The following is a 21,204-nucleotide window of genomic DNA, read 5'->3' on the forward strand; positions in this document are numbered from 1 at the left end:
CACAGATCACGCTGCCCCCGCCAGCGATTCCAGGACGAACGCAGCTGGAGGCTGTGTGCCATGATCTCGATCAGAAGCTCTTACCATCTCATCGATGCCGCCATTCTCTGGTGTGACCTTGCCGACCACGAAGACGAGATTTTACGGGTCGACCTCTCCTACCCCGGCAGTCTGCTCAAGCATTTTCCACAATGGCCGATCCTGCACCTTTATGCGGAGTGCATCTACGACGCCATTGTCAGCGGTGAGCTACCCGCGACCTGCCTGGGCCGACCGATCACTGCTGACAACCAGGTAAGCCGAGAGTACTGGTCCATTCAGCGTGCTGATCTGCTGGTCTGGTTCGCACGTAATTACCCCAACGAGAAGCCCGCCTTCTTGTTCTCGCAGAGCCTCGACCATTTGAACTGCGTCAGTCTCAATGCTCATTTGGTACAGGAAGCAGAGCTCGCTGCTGCTCAGCGCACGATCGACAAGCTGCGCGACGAGCTTACAGCAAGAGTTGACGAGGTGACAACGCTCACCGCGTGTAACCACGAACTGACAGCGCGACTTGAGGCCCAAGGCATTCCTTCCGAGGCCTCCGAAGGCACGAACAACATGCTCGTGGGCACCATGCTGGAAGTGACATTGGGTAAATCCAAAGACGGCCGTGTGCAATCGGCCTACAAGTCCCAGAGCGCTCTGGTCGACGAGATTCTACGCCGTTTTCCTGGTCTGCCTGGCCTGAGCAAAAGTACCCTTGATCGGCGATTTGCCGACGCTCGCCGTCATCTAGCCCAGGTAAAACGGGGCTGACACCGCATTGTCAGGCGATGCTCGGCATCGCCTGACAATGTTTTTCCTCCAGCATCGACCTTCACTGACTGTCACATCCCACTGCGCACCACATGGTGCTACGGAGTGACATCATGCAACAGATCAGCCCTGCCCCGCTGCCTGCCGACCGCCACATCATGCGCCGCGATGAGGTGGAACTGAAAACCGGCTTCAAACGTTCGCACATCTACAACCTGATGAAAGCCGGTCTATTCCCCCAATGCCGGCGCATTGGTACCCGCGCCGTCGGCTGGGACTCGCTGGAGATCGAGCAGTGGGTCCATGATCGACTGTCGGTCAGGGAGTAGCGTCATGGACGTCCTCTCGCTGATCTCGACCAAGGGCGGCGCGGGTAAAACCACCGTCGCCGCCAACCTGGGTGGTGTGCTCGCCGATGCGGGCCTTCGCGTCCTGCTGCTGGATCTGGACAGCCAACCGACGCTGTCCAGCTACTACGCCTTGCGCGAATCCCGTGAGGCTGGCAGCTACGAACTCATCGCGCAACGGCTCACGGCCCCCGAACAGGTGATTTCCGCCACCGTCATCCCGCACCTGGACCTGATAGTGTCCAACGATCGCGCCGGGCACATCAGCACTCTGCTGTTGCACGCGGCCGATGGTCGTCTGCGCCTTCATAATCTTCTGCCAGCGTTCGAGGAGCTCTACGATGTGCTGATCATCGATACCCAAGGCGCGCGCAGTGTAGTCGTGGAGATGGTGATCCTCGCGTCCGACTATGCCCTGTGCCCGGTCCCCCCAGAAATGCTCGCCGCACGTGAGCTGCGACGCGGCACGCTGGCGCTGTTTGAAGAGTTGGAGCCCTACCGCTACCTGGGCGTTGCCTTGCCGTCGGTGAAGCTGTTGCTCAACCAGGTCAAAGCCAATCGCCGTGACACCCGCTTGATCATGCACAGCCTGCAGGCGTCCTTCCAAGGCGACCCGCATGTCAGCGTCTGCACAACGGTGATTCCTGACCGTGTGGCCTACCCCAATGCCGCCTCGCTCGGCCTGCCGGTGCACCGCGTCGAGCCTACTCCACCCTCTGGCAGCCGAGGCCCTTGCGGCGCGGCGGTCATGCTTGAGCTGGCCATCGAGCTGTTCCCGCAGTGGGCTGAGCGACTTGTCGGCTCGGACGCGCCTCTGCCCGGCCAAGCGTCAGTGATCGACCGCCGACTCAACCGTCGCGGCTGATGGGAGGTTTTGCGATGAAGCCGCCCTCTTCCGAAGACATCACGCGACAGTTGCAGCAGGCGCATTTTCCACAGAAACATGGCCTCGACAGCTCGCCCGTGCCGGTCGGGGATACACCGTTGGTGGTCAGCCTGGAGCAATTGCGCCCCTACGAGCTCAACCCGCGGGTGGTTCGCAACCCGCTGTATGACGAGATCAAAGCCTCGATCCGCGAACGCGGCCTGGATCAGCCCCCTGCGATCACCCGCCGTCCGGATGAGCCGCATTTCATAATCCGCAATGGCGGCAACACCCGTTTGAGCATCCTCGGCGAACTCTGGCAGGAAACCCGCGAGGAGCGATTCTTTCAGATCCACTGCCTGTTCCGCCCTTGGCAGTCCGAGTCGCATGCCTTGATCGGGCACCTGGCCGAAAGTGACCTGCATGGCCAGCTCACGTTCATTGAGCGATCGCTCGCGGTGGCAAAACTCAGGGACATGTTACAAGAGCCCGATGCCCCTCTCAGTCAGCGTGAACTGTCCACACGCTTGAGCAAGGGCGGCTACCCGATTTCACAATCGCATATCAGCCGCATGTTCGACACGCTCGAACACCTGCTACCGGTCATCCCGCAGGTGTTGTATGCCGGGCTTGGCAAACCCACCATCGCCCGGATCATTAACCTGCGGCGCCGGGCGGAGTCGATCTGGAATCAGTATTTGGGGGACGTTCAACACTTCGCACTGCTCTGGTTCGAAGTGCTGTCGGCATTCGACAGTGATAAGCCCGATCTGAACTGGGGTGAGCTGCAGGATGAGCTGATTGCCAGGATGGCGGTGCAGTTGAAGCAGACGCCCCGCCTGCTCGCCTTGGAAATGCATCAGGAACCGCTTCGCTCAACGCCGCCTGCGGAAACGCCTCAGCCGCTGCCGCAAGCCCCACAAGGTGAGTGCTCCCCCCAGCTGCCTGTCGAAGATGAAGCACAATCGGCGCCTCAATCGCCCGCACCGGAGCCGATGAGCAGTGCGGACAACACTGCGGCAGCCGAGACTCCACGCCTCCCAAACATCCGCGAGGCGCTGAGTGATGACGATCCGCTTGCTGCGAGGGTGCCAAACGCCCTTGATGCCGGTGAGCCCTCCCTGGGTTCCGCCTCACCTCTCGCACCGCTACAGGGTGACATCACTGCATTGCGTGAGCGTTGTGCCGCCCTGGCGACAGACCTGGCGGCATATGCCGATGCCAGTGCCATGGTCACGCCGCACGCAGAGGGCTTGGGTTTTACCCTTACGCTGGAGCATGGCGAGCAACTGAGCCCTAGACATACCGGCATTCAGCTACTGCTCTCAGCCCTGCTGCGCTTGCAGGACGACGTGACTTCGCAACAACGTCAGCAGCTGCCGGCTGCGCTATTTGGCCAATTGCTGATTGGCACCTACGACCTGCCCTTCCCCGAGCGCCCTGCCCTAACCGTGGGCCTCGAACGACTACCCGATACCCAGCTGGAGCAGCTGTTCAGCCTGATCCGCCACGCCCGGCAGTTGATCGACCTGACGCTGTCGTCCACGCGTTAAGTGAGGAGCCGCCTCATGAGCACGACCTTCAATCTGTTGAACCATGCGATGTTGAACCAGGTGCTGCATGAGCTGCGCCATGGCCGTCTGCAGCGCTGCAAAGCGCTGGGCCTGGCCGACGAAGACATCGAGGTCCTGCAATCGCTGCCTCCGACCACCCTGTCCCACTTGGCGCATTCATCAATCGCCTGGGTTGAGGTCAAGGTTGATATCACCGTCCTGCGCCGCCTGATCGTCCAGGCCGAGCGCGACGAGCAGAACGAACGCCTGATCAACCGGGCACTGAAGCTCGGCGCGAGCTCGACTATCATGTACCGCTGTTTCGGCCTGGACCATTCGGAAACGGCGTTGCGCCGCCGAATACTGAAAATCGAAACCCACCGCGGCCGGCCGGTCCAGCTCAGTGAAGCCCAGGAGCATGCGGTGTGGAACCGCTGGAGCCAGTTACGGGCGGAGGAGCCAGACAACGATCCACTGGACACGATGATGATGCTGGCCGAGGAACAGCACATCAGCCTGACCCAGGTCTGGCAACAGGTCGAACTGTACGGAGGTACGCCATGCTGAGCTTCTACGAAGTGGACTGGCAGGACGTGGTGCGCCAGTGCTACGACGCCCTTCGACGCCGCAATGAGTTTCAGGCCGCCCAGGCCCAACAAGCGGCTGCTGCGGAGCCCGCGCTGCGCACGATCTACTACGGCGACAACAATCCCTTGCCGCAGGCCTTGCTACTCGATCGTCGACTGACCCCGCTGGAGCGCAACACCTGGCAGGTGCTGCGCTGGCTGATCACCGAACGCCAGGTTAAAATGCCCCGCTACCAGGACCTGCAACCCTACCTGGCAGCCAGCCCCTGTGGCACCCAGGCGTCGCGCGAGACCATCGCCCGCGCACTGAACGTCCTGCGTACCACCCGCTGGCTCAGCCTGGTCGACCGCTCGCGCGATGCCCAAGGCTGCCTGCGCGGTTGCATCTACGTGCTGCACGGCGATCCGTTGACGGCGGCCGAGCAGCTTGAGCTGGACAGCGGCTACGCGGATCTCCTGCAACAGAACCTCAGCCACGCCACCAAGGGGGTGCGTGATGTGACGCAGCATGTGCTGGCCGAAATTCAAGCCGACCCGCAAGTCGTCCAAGGCGACAAGGACAGGCTGGGCGCACTGCCGCCGACACAGCAACACTCGCTGCTGCTGATCAACGAAGCCGCGCAGGCGCAACATTCCGAACCTGGCCTGCTCCACCCCGTTCGGAATCCTCACGCCTCGGCCACCGATTCCGAACTGTGCGGCAATGCACCGGATTCGGCTGTGGTTCGGAATGCCGACGCCGGCCGTACAGTACAGAAAGACCAAAGCAAAAAAAGTACAGTACTGGCACAGGTCGAGTTTGGTCGTGCACGCTGGCCTGAAGATTTACCGCTGAATTCGACCGAGCGGCGCATGGCCTCCCAGGCGATGCGCCAGCTCGAACCGGAACAGCAACAAGCGGTGATCAATGAAGCGGCGGTGCGCTGCGCCCGCGGCGAGATCCGAAAACCGGTCGCCTACCTGATGGGCTTGATCAAACGCGCCTGCCAAGGCGAGTTCACCCTGTGGGCCGCGCGTACCGAGGAGGTCAAGACCTCAAGACCGACTTCAAATCCAGCGAGGCCTGTGCCAGCAGAGCCTCCCAGCGAACGACCGAAGCGCGGTGGTCAGCGCACCGCCTCGCCCCTCGCCCTCTCCTGCCTGGAGGAACTGAAACAACGCTGTCGTGGTTCGCTTGCGCCGACCTAGGGGTGGATCTCGGTGGACTTGATGCCCATGCCATTGAATCCACCGAGATCCACCGCCTGAAATTACGAGCGGACCACCTTCATGTTGATTCGCGTCGAACCGCACTAATCGGCCCATCGTCGGCGTCATTCCGACGGCGAGGTACTGGCGATGACCGATCACTACCAGCTCAACCTGGGCTCCCTGCGCAGCAGCATCACCCTCACCTTGCATACCCATCATGCGGCGCGGCTGTGGCAAGGCCGCATGGGCCGCGAAGGGGTACACGCGATCATGGGCATGCCCGGTTACATCGGCGTCACCAACCTGCTCAAGCACGCCAGCAGCCAGGATGACCCCTTCGCCGACTGGTTCATGCTGCAACTGGAGGACAAGCTGCTGCAGGCCAAGGCCGAACTGCGTGCGCTGACCAAGCAGGTCAGTCGGGTGGAGCGCGCCCTGCCCACCCAAGTCGACATCGGCGACAACCTCAATATCCATCCCGTCACCCTCCCCCTGTTCATCGGCAGCCAGCTTGGCTTTCTCGCGGTCTACCTGCTGACCGACTACGACGCCCTGGTGCGCCGCGTTCTGCTCGCCCACCACACCGCCTTAATCGGCCGCCCCGACATGGAAACCTGGATCGATCGCGGCGCCCACGAGCTGCGCAGCCTGTTCGGTCTGGCCCAGCGCTACCGGCTGGCAGGGGTCAGTCGGGATGACATGGCCGCCAACAACGCCCGCGCCCGTGAAGCGATCGACAAGTTCGGCACGCCACCAAGCAAGATCCTCGAGGGCAGCCACCGCTCCCAATTCGCCCCGCCCATCACGCGGGGTACCTCAGAACCGCTACCCGCTGGGTCGGATCAACACGACCAACCTGAGGTCGAAGCTCTCCCTGAGCCAGAAGAACCGGCCGAAGGAGGTGAGGCATGACCTTGGCCGACGCGATTGCCCGGCGTTTGTCAGCAGATGTCTATCGTGAGTTCGCACAAGGTGCCTCCCTAAAAGGCCTTTTAAAGCCTTTTAAGGGTAAGGGGGAGCTGCAGCAGTTCGCCGAGACGATCCTGCGCCTGCGCACCCAGGTCGCCGAGTTGATGGCAGTGATGCTGGCGATCATGGCGCAGCCCCCGTTCTCGTTGCTGGAACTGCGACTGGTCGTGCAGCACAGCGCGACCGGCACCGACTTCCTGCGCTGGCGCAGCCCGGACTTTCAGCGCATGGGCGTGCAGGTGTGGCAGGAGGCGGTGGTTCATCCGCATCTGCACCCTGAACTGCGGCAGGCGTTGTATCAGCTGGAGACCAACCGGGTGGTGCTGAACCTGCAGATGAGCAGCCTGCAGTCACTGTATCGCCAGGCTGTCGCCGGTGCCGGCAAGCTCGAGGCCGCCGAACTCGCCCTGACCCGTTCCCCCACCGAGGAGTGACCCGCATGAGTACGTTGTTTGTAGGTGAAGGCAACATCGGCAGTGTGCCGGAGTTTCAGGAGTTCAACTCCAACCCGGATGAACCACGACGCCTGCTGCGGCTGAACGTCTATTTCGACAACCCGGTACCGCGCGAGGGTGGCTACGAGGATCGCGGCGGCTACTGGGCGCCCGTCGAGCTTTGGCACCGCGATGCCGAGCATTGGAGCACGCTGTACCAGAAAGGCATGCGCGTCCTGGTCGAAGGCCGCACGGTCAAGGAGGAGTGGGAAGACAGCGAGGACAACGCGCGGGTGACCTTCAAGGTCGAGGCCCGGCGCATTGGTATCCTGCCGCATCGCCTGGCCTCGGTCTCGATGCGTGAGAAAGCTCAAGACACTCCCAGCGCCACGCGTAAAGGCGGTGGCAAGAAAGCCCCGCGCAAGGCCGGGTGATCCGTGGAACTCAGTGGAATCACTGCGCCCTGCGCGATACCGCAGGGGCTGCGCCGCCCAACCGGCGAGCAGTACTGGCCCCTCTAGCGCGTTCTATTGGGTCGGGGTTTACCCCGCCGTTCACTCTCCAGCAACTGCTTCACCTCCGTCAGGCACTGATCCAGGGCAAGGAATGCCCGCCAGTGCGCCGGACTCTCCTGAACCCAGGCAATCAAGTGCGCGCGCGCCTCCCCATTCTCCGGTTCCAGTTGCGTGGCCATGAACAGCTCGTAGGCCTTGATCGCTAACTTGTCTGCCTCACTCTGGTGGGATCCGTGCAAGTTGAAGCCTCCGTGTGGACGGGCGGGTCCTGCAGTTATTTTTCGTGATACGCCTCATAGGGTTGCCAGTCAACTCTCTGAGCCGCTCATATCCTTGGGTGGGTAGTCAACCATATGGATCGAATTGGAGAGCGCCCCGTTGCCCGTCAAAGAGCCTAGCCCACATCACATTGGCCGCCAGTTGGCGAAGTACCGTCGCGACCGTGGTTTGACCCAGGAGCAGGTCGGCGAACACCTGCGCATTACCGGCGAGGCCGTCTCGCGTCTGGAGCGTGGCCTGGTGGAGCTGTCCGTGACGAAGTTGCTGCAGTTGGCTGACCTGTATGGCTGCCCCGTCGATGAGCTGCTGCTGGCCATCAGTCCTCGCCCCCAGGACCAGGGCCAGCAGATCACCGCGATCATCAAGGAGCTGGGCGATGCCGATAAACAGTTCGCCCTGGAGTTTCTGCAAACGCTGGCCACTCATCTTGCGCAACGCAAGTAAGGTTTTAGCCCTGCGCTGAAACGTCGAACCGATCCCTCCGTTTTCGGCTTTACCCTGGCGCTTCACGGCCACACCCCCACCCTGTCGGAAACCACCGAGAGGGCCCGCATATGCGCCTGTTCATCTGCGAGAAACCGTCCCAAGCCCGTGACATCGCCCGAGTACTGCAGGCCAGCTGGCGCGGCGATGGCTACCTGCAGGGCCAGAACGTCACCGTCACCTGGTGCATCGGCCATCTGCTAGAAACCGCGCCCCCTGAGTCCTATGGTGATTACAAACGCTGGTCGTTGGACGACCTGCCGATCATCCCCGATCACTGGCAGTTGGTGGTCAAGCCCAAGGTCGCCAGCCAACTGAAGGTGATCGACCAACTGCTGCAAAGGTGCGCTGAGGTGGTCATCGCCACCGATGCTGACCGCGAGGGCGAGATGATCGCCCGGGAGATCCTCGAGCGCTGTCAGTATCAGGGGCCGGTCCTGCGTCTGTGGCTGTCCGCCCTGGATGAAGCCTCGATCCGCCGGGCCTTGGCCGCCTTGCGTCCGGGCGAACAGACCCTGCCGCTGTACCACTGTGCACTGGCCCGCTCCCGTGCCGACTGGCTGGTGGGCATCAACCTAAGCCGGCTGTTCACCCTGCTCGGCCGCCGCGCCGGCTTTGATGGTGTGCTGCCGGTTGGCCGCGTCCAGACCCCGACGTTGCGCCTGGTAGTCGAACGCGACCGGGCCATCGCGAGCTTTGTGCCGCACCCCTTCTGGAACGTCGACGCCCAGTTGGTGGCAGACGGTGTTAGTTTCAAAGCCAGCTGGCAACCTCCGGCTTCGGTCTGCGACGATGAGGGCCGCTGCCTTGATGAAGCGGCCGCCAGGCAAGCTGCACTGCGCCTGAGCCAACACGGAACGGCCCGTATTGGCACCATCGAGGTGGAACACGTCCGCGAAGGGCCGCCACTGCCGTTTGATCTCGGCACCCTGCAAGAAGTCTGCTCGGCCAAGCTCGGGCTCGGCGCCCAGGAAACGCTGGGGATCGCCCAAGCCCTCTACGAAACCCACAAGGCCACGACCTACCCGCGCACCGATTGCGGCTACCTGCCCGAGAGCATGCTGGATGAGGTGCCCCGCATACTGCATGCCCTGGTGGCTCCCAGCCCTGCGCTCGGTCAGGTCATCAAAGCGCTGGATCCGTGTCGCCGCTCGCGCGCCTGGAACAGCAGCAAGATCACCGCGCACCACGGGATCATTCCGACCGCCATCAAGCTCGACCTCACTCAGCTGTCTGAGCGCGAGCAGGCAGTTTACGCGCTGATCCGCGCCCGCTACCTCGCTCAGTTCCTTCCTGAGCATGAGTACCTGAAAACCCAGGTGTTGCTGCACAGCCAGGCCGACCAGCTACTGGCCCGGGGCAAGCAGATCCTGGTGCGCGGTTGGAAAGCGGTGATCAACGAAACCCACGGCAATGAGCCCGGCGAGCAGACTCAACGGCTACCCACACTTCGAGAATCCGTTTCGGTGGCGCTGACTGACGCCGCCGCCATTATCCAACGCACACACCCCCCCAAGGCCTACACCGAGGGCACGCTGGTCAAGGCGATGAAAACCATCGCCAACCAGGTGGCCGATCTGCGGCTCAAGCAGACGCTCAGGGAGAGCTGCGGCCTCGGCACCGAAGCCACCCGCGCGGCCATCATTCAGGGGCTGATCGACCACGGTTATCTGACCAAGAAGAAACGCAGCCTGGCCGCCTCAGCCGCGGCGCACACCCTGATCGAAGCAGTGCCAGCGGAAGTGGCCGATCCGGTGCTGACGGCGCTATGGGAGCAGGCTTTGGGCCGAATTGAGTCGGGCCAGTTGAGCGTCGAGACCTTTCTAGCCAAGCAGTCGCAGTGGCTGACCCGCTTGGTGCGCAGCAACGCCTCGCTCACCCTGCAGCCGCCCCCATCGAAGGGACCGCTCTGCCCGGTGTGTTGCAGCGGCATGCGCCAGCGCAAAGGCCGTACTGGCAGCTTCTGGTCCTGCATCCGCTACCCGGACTGCAAGGGCACCAAGCCGGTAACTAAAGCCAAGCGCCCGAAGAAGACATGACTTGACGCCGCACCGCCGCGCTGGTGTAGTGAAGTTGCCCCACGCCACTTGGCGACCCCAGACCGATTCGCTCCGGGCAGCTCGGTCAGACTCGTAGAGTTCGGAGCCATCCTTCACCGCCTTTGCGGATAACTTCTCAGCGTTCCAAGTCTCCTAGGTGGATGACCCATGCGGCTTGTGCCAGGCCTCAAGGGTCATCCGCTTCGGCGGCGATGCTCAGCTCCGGTGCCCGCCGGCGAAACACTGGGCACCTTTTGTGCGCGGATGCGTGCCAGTTGATTCCGACCTAGGCCACGACAAGGGTCGGTTGATCCCGGTGGATCGACAGCGGAGAGTTTGCGACGAACTCCGGTGTCACATCGCCGGATCAAAGGTGGTCCACTTCTTCCTAGCCTGATGACCGTCGGGCTATTTTTTCGCCGCCGAGAATCCACCGGAAGCCACTGATTGCCACCCGCCCAAACCGCCGCAAATCCCCGGTTGACGGGGGTTCTGCGGCGTTTTATAGATGAGCTGCACACCGCTGTCGTTGACAGCTCCCAGGCCGCCAGAACCTTGAAGGCTGCGCCCGCTTCGGGTGGTTCTCCCCAAGTGCGACTCGCGCTCGGCAGCTCGCACGGTCACCGACCTGTCGGTGATGAGCGCCCTCTCTACCGATCATGTGTTTGCACCCTCACCCTTGCGGAACTCACCAGCCGCCAGGGCCGGTGGTTGTCCGCGTTTCTGCTGAACAGGAGATCCACCATGGCCACCGCAAGCAATAACGCCCCCACCACCTACTTCAACCTGCACACCCAAGGCATCGGTTACCTGAACCGTGTCCGCGAAGTCCCGGTTCGCCGCGGCCAAGCGTTCATGGCCTGTGACATCGCTGCCTTGCACGGTGCCTCGGACGACGTCGAGTACACCCGCTTCGACTGCAAAGTCGCTGGCGGCGAAGCCGAACGGCTGATCCGTGAGCACCTCGAAGACGTCCGCGCTGAACGCAAGGTCCTCATCGCGTTTCGCATCGGCGACCTCTGGGTGGATCCCTTCCTGTACGAGAAAGGCGAACGCAAGGGTCAACCCGGCGCCAGCCTCAAGGGCCGCCTGATCTTCATCGAGTGGATCAAGGTCGATGGCCAGTTCAGCTACCGTGCGCCCGCCCGCACCGACGCTGCCTCTGACGCGATGGAACCTGCTGAGGCGGATGGGGACAAGGCAAACACTGACGGTGACTCCGATCAGCGCCAGCCAACTCCAACCGCCCCCCGTAACTCCACCGCAGCAGCTCAATCTGCCTGAGGCAGTTTGACCGCCAACAACAGGCGCTCTTGGGAGCGCCTGTTGTTCATTCACGTCGGAGGTTGTCATGGAAAGCTTCTGGCTCTGCGAAGACTGCCTGCAGGCGGTGGCTTACGACGACTTCAGCACCTTGTCGCTGTACTACAGCGAGGCCGAAGTTGACGAGCGAATCGCGCAGATACGTGAGGCAGTGCAAGCGTTGCTGCCGTTCAGCGCCGATTTCGATCCGGACACCGGCATCGGCATCGACTCGTTCTCCACCCGCCCCTGCGAAAGCTGCCACTCACCGTTGCACGGCACTCGCCATCGGTTCACCCGCCTGTGACCGCCTGATCTCACCCACTTGGGGCCTCCTCCCGGAGCGCTCCTGCATATGAGGCTTTGCTCATGAACACGCCATTGACCCTGGTCGAGCCCCTCGACCCCGTCCTGACCCAGCGCGCCCACGAAGATGCACTGATCAACGAAGCCCTGCAGCTGTTGGACCAACGCTACTTCCAACGCGGCGAAGTCCTCATCACGCCGGCCGACGCCGCCTCTTACCTGAAGCTGCGCTTGGCGCCTTATCACCACGAGGTGTTTGCCCTGCTGTACCTCGATTCCCAGCACCGCGTGCTGGACTTCGAGGTGTTGTTTTTCGGCAGCATCGATGGGGCTTCGGTGTATCCCGTGAAGTGGTGGTCAAGGCACTGGCACACAACGCCGCCGCAGTTATCCTCAGCCACAACCACCCTTCCGGCTCCCCCGAGCCCAGCGGCGCCGACCGCGTGCTGACGGCGCGCCTGATCGAAATCCTGGCGCTGGTCGAGGTCCGCGTTCTGGACCACATCATCGTCGGAGAAGGTCAGCCCCTCTCCCTGGCCGAATACGGCTGGATTTAACCCTCCCCCACCCGCCACCGCCTGCATGGGGTGGCGTTCTCTTTTAATTGGAGCGCCATCATGCTCACCTCAACCCCCAACCCGTTTGCCCGCGGTTTTCATGCATTTGCCTGCAAGCGCGTGGTTCAGATCCACTACGACGACCAGTGCCCGCCCTGCTATCGCCCCTTGCACACCGCCCAGCTGGAGTTGAACGACGATCACATCAACTCTCAGGCCTGCGTGTTCGATGACGATTGCGCCGTCATCACGGAAGGCCAGGATGTCTCGGGTTTCCTTCGCATGCAGTTGCCCGCGGACAGCGTGGTCAGCACCGTGCTGTACCAGGTCACCGCCAAGCAGTTGAGTGGCTCGGTGCACCTCTGCGACCTTCCCACCCGGAAAGCTGCCGAACACCTGATGCAGCAGCTGTCCTTTGCCACCGGCCAGTACAGCCGCAGCTGGGAGATCAGCACATCTCACCTACCGGCCGACGAGTACGCCTACCTTCAGCAGCTTGCCCGCTCCGAACGACCGGCGGGCTTCTTTGAATGTTTCTCATTGGTCAGCAACCGCTCCGTCGGCTGCAAGCTGTACTCCACACCCTGGCACCGCAGCGCCCACGTGGAAGGTCCCGGTTGCTCAGCGGCGGACGTCTGCATCCGCCTGTTGGATGAACAGGTACCGCCGGTGTTGATGACCCTGTTGTTGCTGGCCGGCCAGGCCGACACGCGCTTCCTGGTGTTTGACCCTGATGCAGCCCCGCTGGCAGGACTGCCAGTGTTTGCTGACGATTGACCTAAGGCGCCCTGCTGGGCGCCTTTTTTATGGACTAAGCCTGATAACCCGGACGGGGAACTTCGGTTTTTCAGTGGGTGCACCTCGCGCGTGTTGCCAAGGTGTCGGCAACATCTGTCGAGACCTGCTCATGCACACGCCCGCACTTCCTTACCTTGTCCTGATGCTCGCGCTGGCGGGTTGCAACACGTCGCCTGCCATCACCCCATCGAAAGCGCCAGCCAAAGCCGTACCAGCTCCGGCCACCCCGTCCAAGCCGTTGTCAGAATCACCGGCGTGGGTCCGCCAGGACCGCTACACCCTGGTCAGCACGCGACCGACGCTGGAACAACGCCAGCCCTTATTCCAGCTCATCACCGTGCAGATTTCACCGGCGCTGCATGCGACGGTCGGTGATGCGTTGCGCCACGTGTTGCAGCGCTCGGGCTACTCGCTCTGCACCAACCGCGCCGAGGTCACGACCTTGTTCAGCCGCCCCCTGCCGGCCGTGCAGCACCAACTCGGGCCGATGGCGCTGCTGGACGCCTTGACCATCCTCGGCGGCCCGGCCTGGCGACTCATGATCGACCCGGTCGAACGCAGCGTGTGTTACGCCCTTCGCGCACCGGTGCCCGCCCCACCTCGCCCGCCCCTGGAGATCGCGCCATGAAGGTCCATCACTTTCAGGCCCTGGTGCTCGGGGCCCTGTGCCTCGGCGCCGCAGTACTCGCCGCCACGACCTACAACCACCAGCAGCAACTGGCCAGGCTCCTAGTCGCTGCGGAAAATGCGCCAGCCGATCCAGTACCGGCGCTGTGGCGGGACCTCGATGCACTCAGCGCCGACCTTGCGGCACTCCCAGCGCAAGTGAACGCGCTGGGCGAGCACCAGCGCCAGCAGGACGCGACCTTCGCGGCGTTGAGCAAACAGCTGGATGAGGTGAACGCTTCGCTCAAGTCCATTGAAGCGGTGCCGCTGGGTCCGACCAAGGCCGACCTGGCCGCGCTGGAACAGCGCATGGGCAACGCCGAAACCGCCGTCCACGCCCTCGAGGCTCGCCCGGTTGCGCCATCCACACAACCCCAGCCTGCAGCCCCCGCCAAACCGGCCGCCAAAACCCAAACCCCGACGCCGCCATTCACCTTGCTGGGTGTCGAGACCCGAGGCGACCTTCGGTTTGTCTCGGCTCAACCGGCCGGCGCGCATGCCCTGTCGACCGTCCACCTGCTGCAGCCCGGTGACAGCTTGAACGACTGGCAGCTTAAGGCCATTCGCCGGAACCAGGCCGTGTTCCAGGTGCCTGGCCTCGGCGAACGTTCGCTGCCCCTGCCATGACGAGGTGCATATGGTCCGTTTCATCAGTCTCTCGTTGCTCCTATTCCCCATCTGCCTGGTGTCGGGATCGGGATGGAGTGCCCCAGCCACGGTCGAAACGCAGCAGCAGTCCAGCGAGCAGGCCGCGCTGCAGCAAGCGCGATCTGCAGCACAGGCCAAGGCCTGGGGCCTGACCGACGACGAATGGTCCAAGTTCGAGCGCCTGCAGAGCGGTCCCCGTCAGTACTGGTCACCGCACCTCGATCCGCTGACCACCCTGGGCGTGGAAGCCGACTCGGACCAGGAGCGCCAGCGTTACGCCGAGCTGCAGGTGCGACTCGAAGCCAAACGTGCCGAGCGCGAACTGGCCTATCAAAAAGCCTACTCTGCTGCCTGGGGGCGGTTGTTCCCAGGGCTGCGGCCGGTACAGGGATTGAGCGATGCAATCCCTCCGTCGAGCAACCCGCGCTATGCGGTGTTTGTGGAAGATCCGTGTTCGACCTGTGAGGCCAGCCTCCGCCAATGGCTGAGCACGGGCGCCCACTTGGACATCTATCTGGTGGGCAGCCAGGGCGATGATGCGCGCATTCGCCAATGGGCGCGCAAGGTGGGCATTACCCCTGCCCAGGTTGGCAGCGGCCAGGTCACCCTCAATCATGACCGTGGCCGCTGGTTCGCCCTCGGCGCCAGCCGCACCTTGCCCGCGCGCTTTCAACAGGTGGAAGGGAAATGGCAGCGCGTCGATTGACCCTCGCCCTGACCCTGATGGGAGTGACGGCGGCCCAAGCAGGCGGCCTGCCTCCGCCGGCCTACCAGTTGGCCGCAGCCCAGGCCGGCATCCCGGCCTCGGTGTTGTTCGCCATTGCCCAGCAAGAGAGCGGCACACCGTTGCGTGGGCGGCTTCTGCCCTGGCCGTGGACCTTGAATGTGGCCGGTACGCCACAGCGCTTCGCCACCCGTGACCAGGCTTGCAGCGCACTCAAAGCGGCGCTCACCCGCCATGATCCCAAGCGCATCGATGTCGGCCTGGGCCAGATCAACCTGGGTTATCACCCGGAGCGCTATCCCACCGCCTGCGATGCCCTCGATCCGCGCGCCAACCTCGCCGTCACCGCCGATCTGTTGCGCGCGCACTACGCCGACGTCGGTGACTGGGTCATTGCCGCAGGCCACTATCACCGGCCTGCGGGAGGGCCCCCGGCGGCGCGCTACCGCACGCAGTTCAGCCTGCACTGGCAGCGCCTTGAAGCCGCCACGTCCAGCCGTGGAGGACCACGCTCATGATTGTCGTTCGCCGGGGCGCACTGATTTGCGGGTTGATGGGGTCGTTGGCTGCCGGGGCATGGCTTGGGCCAACGCCCCCTGTCATTGCCGCTGAGTCGGCTACGGCGGTCGAACGGCCCGATCCACGAACCCTGAACTGGGTCTTGCCGGTGCACAGCGCGCGCCTCACGCCGGGTGAGGTGCCCCGCAGAGCGCTGGATCTGCCCGGCATGGTCCCGCTGTTCCTGGTTGGGGCGGACGCCGCCTCGTTGGCGTGGCTGACGCAGCACGCGCCAGCGCTGAAGCGACTGGGCGCCAACGGCCTGGCTGTTGAAGTCGTTGATGCCGCAGCGCTGCAGCGTATCCAGGCGGTAGCGCCTGGTTTGGCCATCTGGCCGGTGAGTGGCGACGACATCGCCGAGCGGCTGGAACTGGAGCACTACCCGGTACTGATCACTCCGACCGGCATGGTACAGTGAGGTAGTGCCATGGGCGATCATGCGATGGAATCCCTGCTGCGCCCGGCAGTGGAGCTGTACACCGTAGGCATCTGTGCCGGTGCCGGCGCGCTGTGCCTGCATTCACCCTGGGCGGTGGCGCTGTCGCCGGAAGTTGGCGCCGGCATGGCCCTGGCCTATACCGCCTTCGGCCTCAAGCGCCTCAATGAGGCCCGCATTGTTTTGCGTTATCGACGCAACATCCGCCGCCTACCCCGCTACTCGCTGACCAGCCGACAGATCCCTATCAGCAGCAAGCGCCTGTTCATGGGCCGTGGTTTTCGCTGGAGCCGCCTGCACACCCAGCGTTTGCTCGAAGCGCAGGATCCCGCGCTGGCCCGCTACGTCAACCAGTCGGCCGCCTACCAGTGGGCCCGCCGCCTGGAGCATCTCCTGGAAAAAGCACCGCCAGGGCTCTCCATCTTGCCTTGGATAACCGCCTGGGACAGCCCACTCAACCCGGTACGACCACTGCCGCCCGTGGGTGGCTCCCCGCTGCTGCACGGCGTCGAGCCCAACGAACAGGAAGCCTCCTTGCCTTTGGGCGAGCGCGTGGGCCATACCCTGGTCCTGGGCACTACCCGGGTCGGCAAGACGCGCCTGGCCGAGGTCTACATCACCCAGGACATCCACCGGCCGAGCCAGGAAGTGGTGATCGTCTTCGACCCCAAAGGCGATGCCGACCTGCTCAAGCGCATGTACGTGGAAGCGCGACGCGCCGGCCGTGAGCACGAGTTCTACGTCTTCCATTTGGGCTGGCCGGAGATTTCCGCACGCTACAACGCCATCGGCCGTTTCGGTCGCATCTCGGAAGTCGCCACTCGGATTGCCGGCCAACTCAGCGGCGAAGGCAACTCGGCGGCGTTTCGCGAGTTCGCCTGGCGCTTCGTGAATATCATCGCCCGGGCGCTGATCGAGCTCGGCCGGCGCCCCGACTACCTGCAGATCCAGCGCCATGTGGTGAACATCGACGCGCTGTTCATTGAATATGCCCAGCACTTCTTCGCCCGCCATGACCCGCAGGCGTGGGAGACCATTGTGGATCTCGAAGCTCGGCTCAACGAGAAGAACGTGCCGCGGCACATGATTGGCCGCGAGAAACGCGTGGTCGCCATCGAGCAGTACCTGACTGCCAAGCGCCTTTTCGATCCAGTGATGGATGGCCTGCGCTCGGCGGTGCGCTACGACCGCACCTACTTCGACAAGATCGTCGCTTCGCTGCTGCCGCTGCTGGAAAAGCTCACCAGCGGCAAGACGGCGCAGTTGCTGGCCCCCAACTATGCCGACCTCGACGATCCACGGCCAATCTTCGACTGGCTGCAGGTCATCCGTAAACGCGGCATCGTCTACGTCGGCCTGGATGCACTGTCCGATGCCGAGGTCGCTGCCGCGGTCGGCAACTCGATGTTTGCCGACCTGGTCTCCGTGGCCGGGCATATCTACAAACACGGCATCGACCATGGCCTGCCGAGCTCCTCCAGAGCGGCCGAAAAGGTGCCCATCAACCTGCACGCCGACGAGTTCAACGAGCTGATGGGCGACGAGTTCATTCCGCTGATCAACAAGGGCGGTGGTGCCGGTATCCAGGTTACCGCGTACACCCAGACCTTGAGCGACATCGAGGCACGCATCGGCAGCCGGGCCAAAGCTGGCCAGGTGATCGGTAACTTCAACACCCTGCAGATACTCCGCGTGCGGGAAACCGCGACTGCCGAACTCCTGACCAATCAACTGCCCAGGGTCAATGTGCAGACGCGTACGCTGGTCTCCGGCGCTACCGACACGGCCGATCCCGATGCCCGTACCGACTTCACGTCGTCCTCGCAGGACCGGGTCACCACCACGGCCGTGCCGCTGATCGAACCCGCGCACATCATCGCCCTACCCAAGGGCCAGATGTTCTCGTTCCAAGAAGGCGGGCAGCTGTGGAAGGTTCGGATACCGCTGCCCAAACCCGCCAGCGACGACGCGATGCCAGCAGATCTGCAAGCGCTGGCTGCGCGCATGCGCGAGTCCTACAACGCCAATGCAGGGAGTTGGTGGAGCAGTGCCGGTGGCGCACCGACGGTCGATTTTGATCCAGAGATGCCACCACCCGGGCGTAAATACTCCTCGTGATCACCTGGCAGCCCACGACCACCTGGGAGCCTTCCATGCCTACTGCCCCAACCAACCCGACTCAAACACAACGACGACCGAGTCTGATCCTCGGCACGCTTGAGCTGTGCCTGCGATTGCTCGGCCTGCTGCTTGCTTCCCTGCTGTTCTCCATCCTGCTGGAGTTCGTAGGCATGCTATGGTTTTGGCCCGACCAAGGCTGGCATCACAGCCATGCCATGTGGCTCAGTGAACTTGGCTGGCTCAGCAGCCACTTTAGGAGCTCGCTCCTGGTGCAAGAGCCAGCACAAGCGGCCACGAAAATCCTCGAACGCCTAAACGATTGGGTTGTAGTCCGCTCAGGCTGGGCACAATCCGACATCCAGCTGAAATTGCTCAGTCGCGAGTCGTCGCTGCAAGGACAACTTGCTCAGGCGTATGTCGCTGGCCAGGATTACCTGCTGGCGGCTCTATTCACAGTTTTCACGTTCGTGGTGCGCTTGACTGTGCTCACTCTCGCAACGCCCCTTTTCTTACTCGCGGTAGTCACCGGACTGGTTGACGGGTTGATGCGTCGCGACCTCCGCAAGTTCGGGGCGGACAGGGAAAGCAGCTTCGTCTATCACCGAGCCAAGCGAACATTGCTGCCGTTGATGGTCAGCCCTTGGGTAATCTATCTATCGCTCCCTTGGTCGCTGAGCCCCAATTGGGTATTACTTCCATGTTCTGCGTTGCTGGGTTTTATGGTGGCCCTCACCGTTAGCACGTTCAAAAAATATCTTTGAATGCGAGCAATCGAAATCGCGCAGACACCCATACCACCGTTCTTATCATAACCCCTACGGCCAAAGAGCTCGCGGTACCATTGATAGCCGGGACTGGATATTAAACGACCTCACTACAACATCGAAGATCCTGTACGCAAAGTGGGGATCGTTCTTCAGGACTAAAGCTCTCTCTGCTCAGCTTTGCGCGTGCAGCCTCTGCAAGAGCTTTGGTCGGATAGGTTGGAACCAGTCTTATTTTTCTTAATTGTCATAAATATCGAAGCCGACCGAAATAGTTGCAGTATAACGCCAAACTGCTGAAAGAGCTTGCCCACTCTTTATTGGCATTGCGACAAACAATAACAAATTTGTTTGCATGCTCTGCACCTCTTCAGGCAGATAACTAAGTATTAGCCTGAGGATGGACAAGCGTCCATTCCTCGACTCAAGTCACTGACACGAAGACTCTCTACTGCAGATTATCTTCCTACTGAAATATCACTGCCGTTACAGGGTGGTTAATTATCCACACAATCTATTTAGAAATAGTTCTCACATCTCAGCTCTCATTAATTTGATCTGTAAGCCGACATCCCTCTACAAATTAAAGACTTACCCCCAAGCCTATGAGCTTGACTTTACATGTCATAACTGATGCTGCCATCTGGCTTCTGGCATCGCCGCCGTGGAAGGGAGAAGCCAGCCAATCGGTAGAAATTATCAGTTGCCTATGATAATAATTATATTTTCAAGCTAGTGCTCATTCATCATGTCAACGACTGACGGTGCTACCTCAACGGAATTTCACACCCTATATGTCAATCACCATGGTTGGTTGCAAGGGTGGCTGAGACGCAAGCTGGGCTGCTGCGCCAGCGCCGCAGACCTTACGCAGGACACGTTCGTACGCCTGCTGGCCAAGCATGAACCGATACAGATTCGCGATTCGCGCGCCGTTTTGGTGACCGTTGCGCGCAGCGTCTTAAGCAACCACTTCCGCCGGCAGAAGCTGGAGCGCGCCTACCTTGAAGTGCTTGCCAGCGTCCCTGAGCAATTGATGCCTTCGCTGGAAGAGCAGGCGATCCTGTTGCAGACCTTGCAGGAACTCGACCGTCTGATGGACGGGCTGGAAGTCCCGGTGCGTCAGGCCTTCCTCTGGTCCCAGCTTGACGGCATGGCGCATGCCGAGATTGCCGAGCGGCTCGGCGTATCGGTAACCACCGTCAAGCGCTACATCATCAAGGCCGGTGTGCAATGTTGCTTCGCCGAATGAGCAGGTGCCAGCCATGACCGCCAGAATCGCCCCGGCCATCGCTGAGCAGGCCGTGGAGTGGATGATCGAACTGCAGGCACCGTCGGTCTCGGCCGGTACGGTCGAGCAGTGGCAGCGTTGGTTGCATCAGCACCCTGAACACGCCCGTGCCTGGCAGCGCGTCGAGTCGTTTGCCGAGCGGCTGTCGGGTCTGGCCAATCATGCCCCCATCGCGCATGCCGCGCTGACCGCCACGCCCACGAGCAACCTGGACCGGCGCAGCGCACTCAAGGTACTGGTGCTCGCGGTGGCCAGCGGAACGCTGGCGTGGAATGGTCGTAATACTGCGCTGTGGCAGAACCTGAACGCTGACTATCACAGCGGTGTAGGCGAGCAGCGCAATGTCGTGTTGGCCGATGGCAGCCAGTTGCTGCTCAACACCGATAGCGCGGTCGACGTCAGATTTGACCAGGCCGGGCGCGATTTGCGGCTGCTGCGTGGTGAAATTCAAGTGAACGTGGTCGCGGCTCCTGCGCTGCGACCGTTCCGGGCGCAGACCGGGCAGGGCTGGGTTGAAGCTGCACAGGGGCGTTTTCTGCTGCGTCAGGAGTCGGGCTACAGCCGACTCGCGGTACGCGATGGCGTCGTCAGGTTGTACCCCGAACGCCTGGCCGGCATCAGCGTGCAGGCCGGGCAACAGCTAATGTTCACGCGCGACCAGGTCGGTCCGTTGCGCACGCTGAGCGAGGCTGACAGGGCCTGGACCGACGGCATGCTGATGGCCAGTGACATGCCGTTGGAGCAGTTCCTCCAGGAGCTTGGGCGTTATCGTCGTGGCCATCTGGGCTGCGCCCGCAGTCTTGCCGGCGTGCGCGTCGCGGGCACTTACCCGCTGGCCGACACGGACCGGATTCTGCAGACACTTGGGGTTTCGCTGGGTGCCGAGGTTCGCCGTTTCACCCCTTACTGGGTGACGCTGGAGCCGAAAAACATCCAGGTTTGAAAATAAATCGCGAAAAGGGTGGTCTGTTTG

23 protein-coding genes and 1 pseudogene are annotated in these 21,204 nt (G+C 62.4%); all 24 read left to right on the forward strand.

Annotated elements, in window-relative coordinates:
• Nucleotides 1–60 precede the first annotated feature (60 nt).
• Nucleotides 61–798 carry a hypothetical protein gene (locus APH30_RS04410; RefSeq protein WP_016488047.1) on the forward strand — a complete coding sequence of 246 codons (738 nt, stop codon included), beginning with the start codon at nucleotides 61–63 and terminating at the stop codon, nucleotides 796–798.
• Between the two features lie 113 nt (nucleotides 799–911).
• Nucleotides 912–1,127, forward strand: coding sequence for an AlpA family transcriptional regulator (locus APH30_RS04415; protein ID WP_016488048.1), 216 nt, complete (start codon nucleotides 912–914; stop codon nucleotides 1,125–1,127).
• Nucleotides 1,128–1,131: 4 nt separating this feature from the next.
• On the forward strand, nucleotides 1,132–2,010 hold the full coding sequence (locus tag APH30_RS04420; RefSeq protein ID WP_016488049.1) for a ParA family protein: 879 nt from the start codon (nucleotides 1,132–1,134) through the stop codon (nucleotides 2,008–2,010).
• A 14-nt stretch (nucleotides 2,011–2,024) separates the two neighbouring features.
• Complete coding sequence (locus APH30_RS04425) at nucleotides 2,025–3,563, forward strand: ParB family protein (protein ID WP_016488050.1); 1,539 nt, start codon at nucleotides 2,025–2,027, stop codon at nucleotides 3,561–3,563.
• Nucleotides 3,564–3,578: 15 nt separating this feature from the next.
• Nucleotides 3,579–4,130: a DUF2857 domain-containing protein gene (locus APH30_RS04430; protein ID WP_016488051.1), complete on the forward strand. Its 552-nt coding sequence runs from the start codon at nucleotides 3,579–3,581 to the stop codon at nucleotides 4,128–4,130.
• The gene (locus APH30_RS04435; RefSeq protein WP_016488052.1) at nucleotides 4,124–5,338 is read left to right on the forward strand and encodes an STY4528 family pathogenicity island replication protein; all 1,215 of its coding nucleotides are present in this window, start codon (nucleotides 4,124–4,126) and stop codon (nucleotides 5,336–5,338) included. The genes APH30_RS04430 and APH30_RS04435 overlap by 7 nt, the downstream gene beginning before the upstream one ends.
• Nucleotides 5,339–5,488: 150 nt before the next feature.
• A complete protein-coding gene (locus APH30_RS04440; protein WP_016488053.1) occupies nucleotides 5,489–6,253 on the forward strand; it encodes a PFL_4669 family integrating conjugative element protein in 765 nt (254 codons plus the stop codon).
• The gene (locus APH30_RS04445; protein WP_016488054.1) at nucleotides 6,250–6,744 is read left to right on the forward strand and encodes a DUF3158 family protein; all 495 of its coding nucleotides are present in this window, start codon (nucleotides 6,250–6,252) and stop codon (nucleotides 6,742–6,744) included. The genes APH30_RS04440 and APH30_RS04445 overlap by 4 nt, the downstream gene beginning before the upstream one ends.
• A gap of 5 nt (nucleotides 6,745–6,749) precedes the next feature.
• Entirely contained in the window at nucleotides 6,750–7,178 is a 429-nt protein-coding gene (locus APH30_RS04450) for a single-stranded DNA-binding protein (protein ID WP_016488055.1), read from the forward strand.
• A gap of 459 nt (nucleotides 7,179–7,637) precedes the next feature.
• Nucleotides 7,638–7,982, forward strand: a complete 345-nt coding sequence (locus APH30_RS04460; protein ID WP_024717424.1) for a helix-turn-helix domain-containing protein — start codon at nucleotides 7,638–7,640, stop codon at nucleotides 7,980–7,982.
• A gap of 110 nt (nucleotides 7,983–8,092) precedes the next feature.
• A complete protein-coding gene (locus APH30_RS04465; RefSeq protein ID WP_016488058.1) occupies nucleotides 8,093–10,060 on the forward strand; it encodes a DNA topoisomerase III in 1,968 nt (655 codons plus the stop codon).
• 744 nt (nucleotides 10,061–10,804) lie between these two features.
• Entirely contained in the window at nucleotides 10,805–11,344 is a 540-nt protein-coding gene (locus tag APH30_RS04470; RefSeq protein ID WP_016488059.1) for an STY4534 family ICE replication protein, read from the forward strand.
• A 67-nt stretch (nucleotides 11,345–11,411) separates the two neighbouring features.
• Complete coding sequence (locus APH30_RS04475) at nucleotides 11,412–11,669, forward strand: hypothetical protein (protein WP_016488060.1); 258 nt, start codon at nucleotides 11,412–11,414, stop codon at nucleotides 11,667–11,669.
• Between the two features lie 62 nt (nucleotides 11,670–11,731).
• Nucleotides 11,732–12,225 (forward strand): annotated as a pseudogene (locus APH30_RS04480) (JAB domain-containing protein).
• A 60-nt stretch (nucleotides 12,226–12,285) separates the two neighbouring features.
• Nucleotides 12,286–13,002 (forward strand): hypothetical protein, encoded by a 717-nt coding sequence (locus APH30_RS04485; protein WP_016488061.1) that lies wholly within the window; start codon nucleotides 12,286–12,288, stop codon nucleotides 13,000–13,002.
• A 259-nt stretch (nucleotides 13,003–13,261) separates the two neighbouring features.
• The gene (locus APH30_RS04490; RefSeq protein WP_102082271.1) at nucleotides 13,262–13,651 is read left to right on the forward strand and encodes a PilL N-terminal domain-containing protein; all 390 of its coding nucleotides are present in this window, start codon (nucleotides 13,262–13,264) and stop codon (nucleotides 13,649–13,651) included.
• Nucleotides 13,648–14,316, forward strand: coding sequence for a hypothetical protein (locus APH30_RS04495; RefSeq protein WP_016488063.1), 669 nt, complete (start codon nucleotides 13,648–13,650; stop codon nucleotides 14,314–14,316). Before APH30_RS04490 ends, APH30_RS04495 begins: the two co-directional genes overlap by 4 nt.
• Nucleotides 14,317–14,326: 10 nt before the next feature.
• Complete coding sequence (locus APH30_RS04500) at nucleotides 14,327–15,043, forward strand: TIGR03759 family integrating conjugative element protein (protein WP_016488064.1); 717 nt, start codon at nucleotides 14,327–14,329, stop codon at nucleotides 15,041–15,043.
• Nucleotides 15,025–15,579 (forward strand): lytic transglycosylase, encoded by a 555-nt coding sequence (locus APH30_RS04505; protein ID WP_016488065.1) that lies wholly within the window; start codon nucleotides 15,025–15,027, stop codon nucleotides 15,577–15,579. Before APH30_RS04500 ends, APH30_RS04505 begins: the two co-directional genes overlap by 19 nt.
• On the forward strand, nucleotides 15,576–16,037 hold the full coding sequence (locus APH30_RS04510) for an integrating conjugative element protein (RefSeq protein ID WP_230849746.1): 462 nt from the start codon (nucleotides 15,576–15,578) through the stop codon (nucleotides 16,035–16,037). The genes APH30_RS04505 and APH30_RS04510 overlap by 4 nt, the downstream gene beginning before the upstream one ends.
• Nucleotides 16,038–16,046: 9 nt before the next feature.
• Nucleotides 16,047–18,173, forward strand: coding sequence for a type IV conjugative transfer system coupling protein TraD (gene traD / locus APH30_RS04515; RefSeq protein WP_016488067.1), 2,127 nt, complete (start codon nucleotides 16,047–16,049; stop codon nucleotides 18,171–18,173).
• Between the two features lie 35 nt (nucleotides 18,174–18,208).
• Nucleotides 18,209–18,937 (forward strand): TIGR03747 family integrating conjugative element membrane protein, encoded by a 729-nt coding sequence (locus APH30_RS04520; protein WP_024717422.1) that lies wholly within the window; start codon nucleotides 18,209–18,211, stop codon nucleotides 18,935–18,937.
• A gap of 751 nt (nucleotides 18,938–19,688) precedes the next feature.
• The gene (locus APH30_RS04525) at nucleotides 19,689–20,192 is read left to right on the forward strand and encodes a sigma-70 family RNA polymerase sigma factor (RefSeq protein WP_016488069.1); all 504 of its coding nucleotides are present in this window, start codon (nucleotides 19,689–19,691) and stop codon (nucleotides 20,190–20,192) included.
• A 13-nt stretch (nucleotides 20,193–20,205) separates the two neighbouring features.
• Nucleotides 20,206–21,174, forward strand: coding sequence for a FecR domain-containing protein (locus APH30_RS04530; RefSeq protein ID WP_016488070.1), 969 nt, complete (start codon nucleotides 20,206–20,208; stop codon nucleotides 21,172–21,174).
• The last annotated feature ends 30 nt before the right edge of the window (nucleotides 21,175–21,204 follow it).

Origin of the sequence: Pseudomonas sp. NBRC 111127 (assembly GCF_001320345.1) — a bacterium.
GTDB lineage: Bacteria > Pseudomonadota > Gammaproteobacteria > Pseudomonadales > Pseudomonadaceae > Aquipseudomonas > Aquipseudomonas juntendi.

Coding starts and splice junctions, on each gene's coding strand:
- APH30_RS04445 (WP_016488054.1), top strand. CDS start 6,250: ATGACCTTGGCCGACGCGATTGCCCGGCGTTTGTCAGCAGATGTCTAT.
- APH30_RS04450 (WP_016488055.1), top strand. CDS start 6,750: ATGAGTACGTTGTTTGTAGGTGAAGGCAACATCGGCAGTGTGCCGGAG.
- traD (WP_016488067.1), top strand. CDS start 16,047: ATGGGCGATCATGCGATGGAATCCCTGCTGCGCCCGGCAGTGGAGCTG.
- APH30_RS04420 (WP_016488049.1), top strand. CDS start 1,132: ATGGACGTCCTCTCGCTGATCTCGACCAAGGGCGGCGCGGGTAAAACC.
- APH30_RS04470 (WP_016488059.1), top strand. CDS start 10,805: ATGGCCACCGCAAGCAATAACGCCCCCACCACCTACTTCAACCTGCAC.
- APH30_RS04495 (WP_016488063.1), top strand. CDS start 13,648: ATGAAGGTCCATCACTTTCAGGCCCTGGTGCTCGGGGCCCTGTGCCTC.
- APH30_RS04465 (WP_016488058.1), top strand. CDS start 8,093: ATGCGCCTGTTCATCTGCGAGAAACCGTCCCAAGCCCGTGACATCGCC.
- APH30_RS04510 (WP_230849746.1), top strand. CDS start 15,576: ATGATTGTCGTTCGCCGGGGCGCACTGATTTGCGGGTTGATGGGGTCG.
- APH30_RS04440 (WP_016488053.1), top strand. CDS start 5,489: ATGACCGATCACTACCAGCTCAACCTGGGCTCCCTGCGCAGCAGCATC.
- APH30_RS04520 (WP_024717422.1), top strand. CDS start 18,209: ATGCCTACTGCCCCAACCAACCCGACTCAAACACAACGACGACCGAGT.
- APH30_RS04485 (WP_016488061.1), top strand. CDS start 12,286: ATGCTCACCTCAACCCCCAACCCGTTTGCCCGCGGTTTTCATGCATTT.
- APH30_RS04505 (WP_016488065.1), top strand. CDS start 15,025: ATGGCAGCGCGTCGATTGACCCTCGCCCTGACCCTGATGGGAGTGACG.
- APH30_RS04475 (WP_016488060.1), top strand. CDS start 11,412: ATGGAAAGCTTCTGGCTCTGCGAAGACTGCCTGCAGGCGGTGGCTTAC.
- APH30_RS04415 (WP_016488048.1), top strand. CDS start 912: ATGCAACAGATCAGCCCTGCCCCGCTGCCTGCCGACCGCCACATCATG.
- APH30_RS04500 (WP_016488064.1), top strand. CDS start 14,327: ATGGTCCGTTTCATCAGTCTCTCGTTGCTCCTATTCCCCATCTGCCTG.
- APH30_RS04525 (WP_016488069.1), top strand. CDS start 19,689: ATGTCAACGACTGACGGTGCTACCTCAACGGAATTTCACACCCTATAT.
- APH30_RS04430 (WP_016488051.1), top strand. CDS start 3,579: ATGAGCACGACCTTCAATCTGTTGAACCATGCGATGTTGAACCAGGTG.
- APH30_RS04425 (WP_016488050.1), top strand. CDS start 2,025: ATGAAGCCGCCCTCTTCCGAAGACATCACGCGACAGTTGCAGCAGGCG.
- APH30_RS04530 (WP_016488070.1), top strand. CDS start 20,206: ATGACCGCCAGAATCGCCCCGGCCATCGCTGAGCAGGCCGTGGAGTGG.
- APH30_RS04410 (WP_016488047.1), top strand. CDS start 61: ATGATCTCGATCAGAAGCTCTTACCATCTCATCGATGCCGCCATTCTC.
- APH30_RS04435 (WP_016488052.1), top strand. CDS start 4,124: ATGCTGAGCTTCTACGAAGTGGACTGGCAGGACGTGGTGCGCCAGTGC.